Genomic DNA, 10365 nt, shown 5'->3' with positions numbered 1-10365 from the left:
CTTGATGATCTTGGGTTGGTGGCGGCAGCACAAAAATATATTGAAAACTATTCACGTCAATATAACATTTCTGTGGAACTGAGTGTTGTTAATTTGTCACGGCAAAGATTTTTGCCAGAAATAGAAATTACGGTATACCGGATATTGCAGGAAGCCTTAACCAATATTGCTAAACATGCTAAAGCCAATAAGGTAAAGGTTACTTTAAAGAAGCATAAGGAAAGACTGTTACTGGTTGTAAAAGACAGCGGTATTGGTTTTAATGCTAAAATGATCAGCAATACGGGCAATGATAATTGTCTTGGTATTCATGGGATGCACGAAAGAGTGGCATTATTGTCTGGAAAGTTTAGGATTGATTCGGCAGAAGGAGAAGGGACAACCATTACGGTGGAGATTCCTCTCCGGCAGAACAAAAAAACGGACAGCGGTGTGGGCCAAGCCCATTAGTCGCTGTCTGTTTTTGTTTGGAATTTCATCAATGCTTGAGTGTCCATGTTGGCAAGGGGGTGAGTCAGACCATCAGCCAGCATGGATAGCAGATGCTGTGAAATTGTTGTTATTTGTTTTGTCCTGCTTGATAAGATTGAGCTAATAGCTGAATAACGTGGAATACATTTTGATCCATATTATTTTGCACCAAACCATCCGTGATATGCATGCGGCAAGTTCCGCAGCTTGTAGCCACTATGTCGGCTTTGGTTTGCGCGATATTGGCAATTTTACGGTCATTAATTTTGCGTGAGAGTTCGTAATTTGCCAAACTAAAGGAGCCCCCGGAACCACAGCAGCGATCAGCTTCTTTCATTTCCACGAAGGTTAAACCAGGAATGGATTGTAAGACTTTACGTGGTTCAGCCGTAACTTTGATACCGCGTGCCATGTGACAGGGATCGTGCATGGTGACGGTAGCATGGACTGGGCCAAGTTTGTTTTTGTCCAAAGTAATCACATTAATTAAAAATTGGCTAATTTCATAAGTCTTGTTGGCCAGTTTCTCAGCCTTAGCTTTCAGCAACGGATCGTTATGGAATAATTCGGGAAACTCTATTTTCCAAGCTTCCGCACACGAGCCACAGGCGGCAATGATGTAATCAACATCATATTGTTCGAAGACTTCTATATTATGCTTGGCTAAGAGCTTGGCTGATTCCACATCCCCAGACATATATACGGGGGTGCCACAACAATGTTGCAGAGACGGAATAACAATTTCAATATTGTTGGCCTTGAGTACGTCAATGACTGCCTGACCAACATCGGTGTAAATATAATTGATGGTACAACCAGTGAAAAAGGCGACCTTAAGTTGAGGTTTGTCAACTTTAATGATTTCCGGATACTGGCTACGAAGCGGCTTGGCGGCAAACGGTGCCGTTACGCGGCGTTTGTCCAGTCCGGGCATCGGGAAACGGGCTACAGCCGCCATGGGGCGGGGCAGTTTTTTTAAGCTTAGCGGACTGAAAAGACCTGCCATTCGCAGCGTGAAATCAAACAATGCCCGGTTTTTCAGCAGATTAAACACCCGTTTTTTTATTGGATGCAAGCCGCGAGCTTTTACGGCAGCTTGACGGCCGCGGACTATCAGTTCGTCAGCAGGCACGCCGCAAGGACATTTAACAGAACATGCTTTGCAGGATACACAGGTAGCCATCCATTTATCAAAGTTTTCACTGATAGGAATGGTACCGCTTAATACGCCCTCCATAAGAGCCAGTTTGCCTCTGGCAACTGCTGTTTCAATACCCAGTTCTTTGTAGATCGGGCATACCTCCATACAGTTACCGCATTTCATACAGTTGGCAAGCGCATCCTGAATATCGGCTAACAGCTCTTTATCCTGCGCGTTGATGGCTTGCGCGGTTAGTGGTTTATTGTCACTCATTTCAACACTCTCCTACCAGCTTGCCAGGATTTAAGATGAGGTTGGGATCCAGCGCGCGTTTAATGGTGCGCATTGTTTCCATGGCTACCGGACCAAATTGATCTTCCATATACTTTAGCTTACCAAGGCCAATTCCATGTTCGCCGGAGAGTGTGCCACCAAGTTTAATGGCAGTACCGAAGATTTCATCCATGGCTTTATATACCCGACTCATTTCTTCAGCATCGCGAATGTCACAGACTATGGTAGGATGCATGTTACCGTCACCTGCATGTCCAAATGTACCGATGGTAACATTATATTTTTTGGCAATTTCGTTTACGGCACGGATCATTTCAGGTACTTTGCTTCTGGGGACAGTTGCATCTTCCACAAAAGTTGTGGGACGGAGTTTGGCCAGAGCCGGGAGAGCGGCTCGGCGAGCGGCCCAGAGTTTATCCCGTTCAGCAGCGTCTTTAGCCATTTTTATTTCATCTGCTTTATTTTTTTTCAGCACTTCCAAGACTTTTGCAGCTTCTTTTTCTACAACTTCGGGTATGCCGTCAACTTCAATTAAAAGTACGGCCTCGGCATCAAGCGGCAAGCCTACTTTAGCATAATCTTCGACAGTACGTATGGTGGCGTTATCCATGATTTCTAGTGTTGCCGGAATAATCTTGGCAGCAATGATGGCAGCTATGGCATTACCGGCATTGTCAAGGTTCTTAAAAATGGCCATCATGCTCTTTTTAGCTTCTGGGGCTGGTACCAGCTTAACAATAATTTTGGTAATTACCCCTAACGTACCTTCCGAGCCAGTAAAGAGTTTTGTCAGGTCATAACCGGATACATCTTTAACATTCTTGCCACCCACATGCATAACTTGTCCGTTGGCAAGAACGACTTCCAGTCCCATTACATAATGTTTGGTTACACCATATTTAAGTCCCCGGAGCCCACCGGCATTCTCAGAAACCGTGCCGCCTAAAGTGGCTGTAGTTACTGTTCCGGGATCTGGCGGATAGATAAGGCCATAAGCTTCGACCGCTTTATTGAGGTCTGATACGATGACGCCGGGTTCAGCGATTGCCACCAGATTTTCTGTATCAATTTCAATGATTTTGTTCATACGAGTCATGAGGAGGACAATGCCGCCTTTAGTCGGTACTGTACCGGCGCTTAAGTTAGTGCCTGAACCTCGGGTATATACCGGAATCTTTTCGCTGTTTGCCAAGGCTAATACTTTGGAAACTTCTTCCGTAGTGCCTGGCTTGACGACGACATCCGGCATATGGGAGAAGCCGGGAGTAGCGTCATACGAATAGCAGTGCAACTCTTCTGTACTTGTCAGTACATGTTCTGGGCCTACAATTCTTTTGAGTGTCTCAATATGTTGATTTTGCATTTGCCATGCCCCTTTACTTTTTAAAATTTTCCGACATAAGAGAATATTTAAATTTAACAGTATTGTCGCGAAATTTCCTTAAAAAGTAAATCAGGCACTTACAGTAATTTTATGTAAGAAATTACTGTAAGTGCCTGTAGGGTAAAATCTGACAAAAAGTCTCAATTTTCACATATTAATTAATTTATATTGTAGGGCGTAATTAACCAATTCGGATTTTTTGCGAACATTAAGCTTATTCATGATGCGTGAGCGGTACGTATCAACTGTTTTAGCGCTTAACGACAAGTGGCTGGCAATTTCGCTGTTGGTATGTCCTTGTGCTAGCAATCTTAGTACTTCACGTTCCCGGGTGCTTAACAGCGTATAGGGATTGCGATGATCATTTTTTTCGTCTTGAATCTTAAGTAGACTGTCCAACAAGGTTTGAGACAAGGTTTCGTTGAGATATTTTTTGCCTGAATAAATTTTGAGTATGCCTTCAACCAGTTCGGTGTCTGCAGATTTTTTTAAAACGTAACCGTCGGCACCGGCCCGCATAACTTCTTTGATGTATTCATCATCATCATACATGGTCAGGACAAGTATCCGACACGAAAGTCCCCGGGACTTAATTTCTTTTATACACTCTACACCACTCATGATGGGCATAGAAATGTCAAGAAGCAGTATATCTGGGCGGAGCTCTTCTACCATACGAATGGCCTGCTGACCATCCCCTGCTTCGCCAATAACTTGAAATAAAGGTGAACAGTTTAGGAGTGCCTTGAGTCCTGAGCGTAGGACGGCATGATCGTCAGCGATGACAATGCGGATTATATCCATAAGCTTATCGCCTCCACTTTGTATCCTCTACTTTCATGTTGTATATAAAAATTTTTTTGTCCCAGATGTATAATCTTATGTTACAATAGTACGGTGTCAAATATCAATCACTATTTACCGACCGGAGGCGGTTACATTGTATGCCGAAATATTCTTGTATTTGTCGCTGTTTATTCTTATCACAGGGGTACTGTCACCATTTTTCATTAACAGTAACCGAAAACTTAACTATGTTGCACATGGAGCGGCAGCGCTGGGATGTCTAGCGGCTGTACTGTGTGCGATTTTTATTTTTGTTAGTGGAACCATTGACGTACTTACACCGCTAATTATGTTTGGCGAGGCTATTCATATCAGGCTGGATTATTTAGCAGCGTACTTTTTGCTGATTATTGGGGGAGTAGGTGCTGTGACCAGCGTATATGCAGTCGGTTACAGCCGTGAATATGTAGAGGACGGACGTCGCTACCAGGTCATGGTTTCGCTGTATAGTGCTTTTTTGTTAGCGATGGTGTTAGTTGTTGCTAGTAGTCATGTAGCTGCATTCCTTGTTGTATGGGAGTTGATGGCAGTCACTTCGTTTTTTCTTGTTAATTATGAACATCATTACAGTGAAGTCAGACAGGCATCTTTTGTGTATATGGTTATGACCCATGTGGGGACGGCGTTTATTATGACTGCTTTTTTTCTGCTGGCATACAAAGCAGGCAGTATGGACTTTGCTCATTTTGTTCAGGCAATGAATCATCTTGAGCCTGGGATCAAAAATATTGTATTTTTGTGTGCTTTGATTGGTTTTGGTACTAAGGCCGGGATTATTCCTTTACATATTTGGTTGCCCCGGGCTCATCCGGCGGCTCCCAGCCATGTATCAGCACTTATGTCGGGTGTTATGCTTAAAACTGCCATTTATGGGTTATGCCGGTTTTATCTTGATTTTTTGGGTACAGGTCCGGCTTGGTGGGGCGTAGTGCTACTGGTGCTTGCTATTGTGTCGACTATTTTGGGTGTGCTTTATGCGCTTATGGAGTCTGATGTAAAACGGTTGCTTGCTTATTCCAGTGCTGAGAATGTAGGAATTATTTTGCTGGGAATGGGGGCCGGCATGGTATTTGCGGCTAAAGGTATGCAAGCGCTGGCAGCTTTGGCGTGGGCTGCGGCGCTTTATCATGTGTTAAACCATGCGGTCTTTAAGTCTTTGTTGTTTATGGGGGCTGGAGCTGTGCTTACAGCGGCAAAGACCAAAGAGTTAGAACGCTTAGGCGGCCTTATAAAACAGATGCCTTCCACGGCGGTATGTTTTTTGGTCGGTACTGCCGCTATTTCGGCATTGCCGCCTTTGAACGGTTTTGTTAGTGAATGGTTAACTTTTCAATCATTGCTGTATTTGCCACAAGCCTTGCAGGGTGTTTGGGGCAAGGTGTTTGGTGCGCTTTTATTGGCATTGCTTGGACTTACCGGGGGATTAGCAGCGGCTTGTTTTGTTAAAGCGTTTGGTATTGCTTTTTTAGGTAAACCGCGCAGTATTCAGGCTCAAGCGGCGCCAGAGGTTAATAAGCTCATGCTGGTATCTATGGCGGTCCTTGTCGGCTTATGCGTATTTTTAGGTTTATGGCCGCAATTGATCATTGAGGCTCTTAAACAGGTGCTTGCGAATACAAGTAGTGTAAATGCTCTGCAGGCTTTTGCTGACACGGCCTGGTATACGGCCGGAATTCGGTCTGTTGGCGGAAATGTTGGTCTTCAGATGCCTGTTGTTGTGATGGTCATGATTTTTGGGGTAGCGATCACTTGGGCTTTATATCGATTATATGGCAAGCCACAGATACTTCGCGGTGAAACTTGGACTTGCGGGATTGTGCCAACTGCCAGGATGGAATATACCGCAACCGGATTTTCCAAGCCTATCAGAATGGCGTTTCGAGCCATTCTACGGCCGCAGCGGGAGACGGTTGTGGATGTAAGTCCTAATCGCTACTTTGGCCGTCGTTTAAGTTATTATGTTAGGATCACGGATATCTTTACTGTCCTGTATCGTCCGATAAATCAGGCCATTATCAAGGCAGCTCAATGGATGAAGGGCATTCAGGCAGGTAGTGTTCAGCTTTATATTGGCTATATCACAGCAATTACTGTGTTGGCTCTGATTGTAAGTAACGGGTGGTGAACAGGATGGAACAATTGACGATAGCTACCAGTTTGATTTGCGCTCTCGCTATTATGGCGGCTGCACCGCTGGTGGCCGGTATGATTAAAACCGCCAAGGCCGCAATGCAGAACCGTCGGGGGCCGGGAGTGCTGCAAGTATATTATGATTTGTTTAAATTACTGCAAAAAGACAGCGTGGTTTCACCTACTACATCATGGGTTTTTTCTTTGGCACCTTTTATTTATTTTGCCGGTGGTTTTGCGGCAGCGGCACTATTACCATCAGGTGACATATTTACCTTGATGTATGTGCTGGCTGCGGGACGTTTCTTCTTAGTGCTGGCTTCCCTGGATGCTGGCAGCAGTTTTGGCGGCATGGGCGGCTCACGGGAGATGTACATCAGTGTATTAGTAGAACCTGTGCTACTATTAACTATGCTGACCGTGGCGGTGAGAGCCGGAACAACCGGAGTGACGGGTATGGTTCAAACTGCGGTGCTGACTCCTTTTTCACTGCCTTATATTTTTGCAGCTATTGCCTTTTTTCTTGTATTAATTGCAGAAACCGGACGCATTCCTGTGGATAATCCTGACACTCATCTAGAACTAACTATGATTCACGAGGGGATGGTTTTAGAATATTCTGGACGCTGGCTTGGACTGATTTTTTGGGCGTCAGCCATAAAACAATTGGTGTTTATTATCCTGTTTGTGCTATTGTTTTTACCTTGGCAACCAGGCAGTTTATCTCCTGTTATGGCATGCCTGTGGACAGCCGGTAAAATTGTGGTTACGGCATTGATTTTAGCCGTGGTTGAGACTAGTACAAATAAAATGCGGCTGTTTAAGGTACCAGGATTTATGGGAGTAGGTGCTATGCTGGCGCTTCTGGCGCTGGTGGCGCAGTAAAGGGGGCAGGGCTGTGAATTTGCTGATCATCATTCTAATGTTTCTGGCACTACTTTTAAGTCGGGTTACGAATCTTAAAACGGCAGTTACCATTTTGCTGGCTCAATCGGCTCTGGTGGCACTTACCTGTGCTATCGTGGCGGTTGAAACCGGCGAAATGCACACTTATATTGCGGCGGCACTTACATTGGTTATTAAGGCTGGAGTGATTCCTTATGCGTTATTCCGTATTGTCGGCATGTTACGGCGGGAATGGGAGGTTAATCCGATTGTAAAACCTAACTACTCGGCAATGGTAGCAGGGATTATGATTGTACTGGCTTATGGCTTGATTGATAAAGCATTGCCGGGAATCGTCAGCCGGGATGCGCTGGCTGCCGCTGTTGCCATGCTATTGATTGGTCTGACCCTGATTATGATTAGGCGTCAAGCGGTACTGCAGATTGTTGGTCTGATTACCATGGAAAATGGCCTGTATCTGGTTGGGCTTTCAGTAACGCAAGGCTTACCGCTGATTATTGAACTTGGCGTGGCTTTGGATGTATTGGTGGCGGTTGTGGTATTGGTTATTTTGACTTACCGTTTGAAACGATCGTTTATGTCTACGGATACCAGTGTGTTAAAAAAGTTAAAGGGATGATAGTATGGGGCAATGGATAGTTCTGGCGCTGGTTCTGCCATTGGTAACTAGCCTAATGAATATGGCACAGTTAAGAGAACAGACCATTCGGCGAATTAACGTGATCGGCAGTTTACTGCTGAGTGCCAATTTGTTATTTATTGTTTATCAGGTAGCGGTGAACGGCAATATTCATGTTGGTCAGTTCTATGTAGATGCACTAAGTGCCGTTATGTTACTGGTGGTTGCGATACTTATCTGCACAGCTACTCTATTTTCACTCTCTTATATGGAGCTGGAGATTGTGCAGGGTCATGCATCTTTAAAAAAGCTACAACGCTATTATATTTTGTTAAACCTCTTTGTATTTACTATGGTGTGTGTACCTGTAGTAGAAAATATGGGACTACTATGGGTTGCAATTGAAGCTACTACGTTAAGTTCGGCCTTACTTGTAGCGTTTTATTTTGATCGGAAGGCACTGGAAGCTGCATGGAAATATGTAATGGTGTGTACCGTAGGTATTTGCTTAGCTCTGTTAGGTACTATCTTGCTGTACTATGCGCAAGTCAATGCTGGTAGCAGCGAGGGGCACGCACTCAGTTGGCTGGCACTTAAGGCTGTTAGCGGGCAGCTTGATGTAGGGATGATTAAACTGGCGTTTGTCTTTATCTTAATCGGGTATGGTACTAAAGTCGGATTAGCCCCCATGCATACTTGGTTGCCTGATGCTCATAGCCAGGCACCGTCGCCAGTCAGCGGTCTTTTGTCAGGTGCGCTCCTGAGCTGTGCATTATATGCCATTATCCGTATGGTTATTATTGTCAAGGGGGTTGTAGGGACTGCCTACCCTGACCAGTTCTTGACAGGTTTTGGCTTATTGTCAATAATAATTGCTGTTCCGTTTATTTTAGTGCAGCATGATTTTAAACGTTTGCTAGCTTATTCAAGTATTGAGCATATGGGGCTTATTGCACTAGGGCTGGGTATTGGTACCCCGCTTGCCATGTATGGGGCACTGTTGCATATTATTAATCATGCCATCACAAAATCGGCCCTCTTTTACCTGGCAGGTGGTGTTATCCAACAGTATGGAACCAAGAATATCCTGCGTATTCGTGGGCTGGTAAATACCGCTCCGGTTATGGGATCTTTGTTGGTGGTTAGCATCCTGGCTATTGCCGGGCTGCCGCCATTTAGTATTTTTTTCAGTAAACTTACCATTGTTTGGGCTGCATTTCAGTCAGGCAGCGCTTGGTTGGGAATCACGGTACTATTGCTGATGGCTGTTATTTTTGCCGGCATGATGTATTATACATTAAAAATGGGTTTTGGCTTGTCGCCACAACGGGGAAAAACCAGTTGCTACCAGCCTGGGAAGCCAGCCATTGCGGCAGTCGCGGTATCGATGGTGCTGATGCTTAGTGGCGGTATGTATCTGCCAGCCTGGATGGATACTTTAATTAGTCAGGCTGTGGCGATCATGACAGGAGGGGGACTATGACAAACATACTTGAAACAATACCGGCAGCAACCCTCCGGGCGGCCCATGCTGTCAGCGCGGATGGTCGCTACCGGCTGACAGCCATGTTTGCTAATGATGAACGCCCGATCAATGGCTGTTTTGCCATCTATGCCGTGTTTGCCAGTAAGGCTGACAAACAGATAAAAACCATTAAAGCCTTGATAGGGAAGGAAGAACCACCTGAATTTCCTTCACTTACGCCGCTGATGGCCGCGGCTGCCTGGTATGAGCGGGAGATTCATGATTTATTTGGGTTAGTGCCGCTTGGACATCCTGATTTAAGGCCATTGGTACTGCATGAAAATTGGCCGCAGAGCGTATATCCGTTGCGAAAGGATTTTAAGCCAGACACGTATGTTCCTAAAGCTAACAGCGAGTATGTAATGCCGCCTGTCCAGGGAAAAGGGGTTTTTGAGGTACCTGTGGGACCTATCCATGCCGGTATTATCGAGCCGGGTCATTTTCGTTTTAGCCAAGCTGGTGAAAATGTTATAAATCTGGAAGCAAAATTGTTTTTTACTCACCGGGGGATTGAAAAGGCTGTGGAAAGCATGCCGTTCAGCCGGGCATTATATCAGGCAGAACGAATTTGCGGCGCTTGTTCGGTAGCTAATACTTTAGCCTTCGTGCAGGCCGTGGAAACTCTGGCAGGGGCAGAAATTTCGCTTCGGGCCCAATATCTCAGGGTAGTAGCTGCTGAACTTGAACGGCTGTACAATCATGTTGGCGATATTGGCAATTTATGCGCTGGAGTAGGCTTTGCTCCGGGAGTAAGTCATGGTTCACGCTTAAAAGAGCAGCTCATGCGTCTTAATGAACGCCTGACAGGAAACCGATTCTTGCGCGGCTGGATTACCTTGGGCGGGGTGAATATGGATATTAGTAAAGACCTGGTGAATGATATCAGGAGCACGCTTGTCAGGACTGCGCGAGACTTTAATGAGCTAATGGGTCTATTGCGGGAGAATGACGCCTTCTTAGACCGGGTTAATACGACTGGTATTTTACCACAACAGGCGGCAAGCGATTTAGGAGTCGTTGGTGTAGCAGCCAGGGCCTCGGGGCTTGAT

General features: G+C 45.4%; 9 protein-coding genes. 6 read left to right on the top strand and 3 right to left on the bottom strand.

Translation table 11 applies throughout. The features are described from left to right. Window positions 1-450: sensor histidine kinase (locus AC29Z1_RS01285; RefSeq protein WP_488269645.1), on the top strand; the 450-nt coding region annotated here is incomplete at its 5' end. Window positions 451-559: 109 nt separating this feature from the next. On the opposite strand, the gene AC29Z1_RS01280 is transcribed toward AC29Z1_RS01285, so the two are convergent. From AC29Z1_RS01280 to AC29Z1_RS01270, 3 genes are all read right to left on the bottom strand, one after another. After that, a complete protein-coding gene (locus AC29Z1_RS01280; RefSeq protein WP_488269644.1) occupies window positions 560-1885 on the bottom strand; it encodes a (Fe-S)-binding protein in 1326 nt (441 codons plus the stop codon). Window position 1886: 1 nt separating this feature from the next. Further along, complete coding sequence (locus tag AC29Z1_RS01275) at window positions 1887-3269, bottom strand: FAD-binding oxidoreductase (RefSeq protein ID WP_488269643.1); 1383 nt, start codon at window positions 3267-3269, stop codon at window positions 1887-1889. 168 nt (window positions 3270-3437) lie between these two features. Beyond that, complete coding sequence (locus AC29Z1_RS01270; RefSeq protein WP_488269642.1) at window positions 3438-4094, bottom strand: response regulator; 657 nt, start codon at window positions 4092-4094, stop codon at window positions 3438-3440. Window positions 4095-4230: 136 nt separating this feature from the next. On the opposite strand from AC29Z1_RS01270, the gene hyfB reads away from it, so the two are divergent. The 5 genes from hyfB to AC29Z1_RS01245 all read left to right on the top strand — a co-directional run. Beyond that, entirely contained in the window at window positions 4231-6261 is a 2031-nt protein-coding gene (gene hyfB, locus AC29Z1_RS01265) for a hydrogenase 4 subunit B (protein ID WP_488269641.1), read from the top strand. 5 nt (window positions 6262-6266) lie between these two features. After that, complete coding sequence (locus AC29Z1_RS01260) at window positions 6267-7151, top strand: respiratory chain complex I subunit 1 family protein (protein ID WP_488269640.1); 885 nt, start codon at window positions 6267-6269, stop codon at window positions 7149-7151. A 13-nt stretch (window positions 7152-7164) separates the two neighbouring features. Further along, window positions 7165-7791, top strand: a complete 627-nt coding sequence (locus AC29Z1_RS01255) for a hydrogenase (protein WP_488269639.1) — start codon at window positions 7165-7167, stop codon at window positions 7789-7791. Window positions 7792-7795: 4 nt separating this feature from the next. Beyond that, window positions 7796-9274 (top strand): hydrogenase 4 subunit F, encoded by a 1479-nt coding sequence (locus AC29Z1_RS01250; protein WP_488269638.1) that lies wholly within the window; start codon window positions 7796-7798, stop codon window positions 9272-9274. Continuing rightward, window positions 9271-10365: hydrogenase large subunit (locus AC29Z1_RS01245; RefSeq protein ID WP_488269637.1), on the top strand; the 1095-nt coding region annotated here is incomplete at its 3' end. The genes AC29Z1_RS01250 and AC29Z1_RS01245, both read left to right, overlap by 4 nt.

Source organism: Sporomusa sp., from assembly GCF_057736855.1.
This window is presented reverse-complemented; position numbering and strand designations above follow the sequence as displayed.

Excerpts from the sequence above, each read along its gene's own strand:
- AC29Z1_RS01280 (WP_488269644.1), bottom strand. The coding sequence starts at position 1,885 with ATGAGTGACAATAAACCACTAACCGCGCAAGCCATCAACGCGCAGGAT.
- AC29Z1_RS01275 (WP_488269643.1), bottom strand. The coding sequence starts at position 3,269 with ATGCAAAATCAACATATTGAGACACTCAAAAGAATTGTAGGCCCAGAA.
- AC29Z1_RS01270 (WP_488269642.1), bottom strand. The coding sequence starts at position 4,094 with ATGGATATAATCCGCATTGTCATCGCTGACGATCATGCCGTCCTACGC.
- AC29Z1_RS01260 (WP_488269640.1), top strand. The coding sequence starts at position 6,267 with ATGGAACAATTGACGATAGCTACCAGTTTGATTTGCGCTCTCGCTATT.
- AC29Z1_RS01250 (WP_488269638.1), top strand. The coding sequence starts at position 7,796 with ATGGGGCAATGGATAGTTCTGGCGCTGGTTCTGCCATTGGTAACTAGC.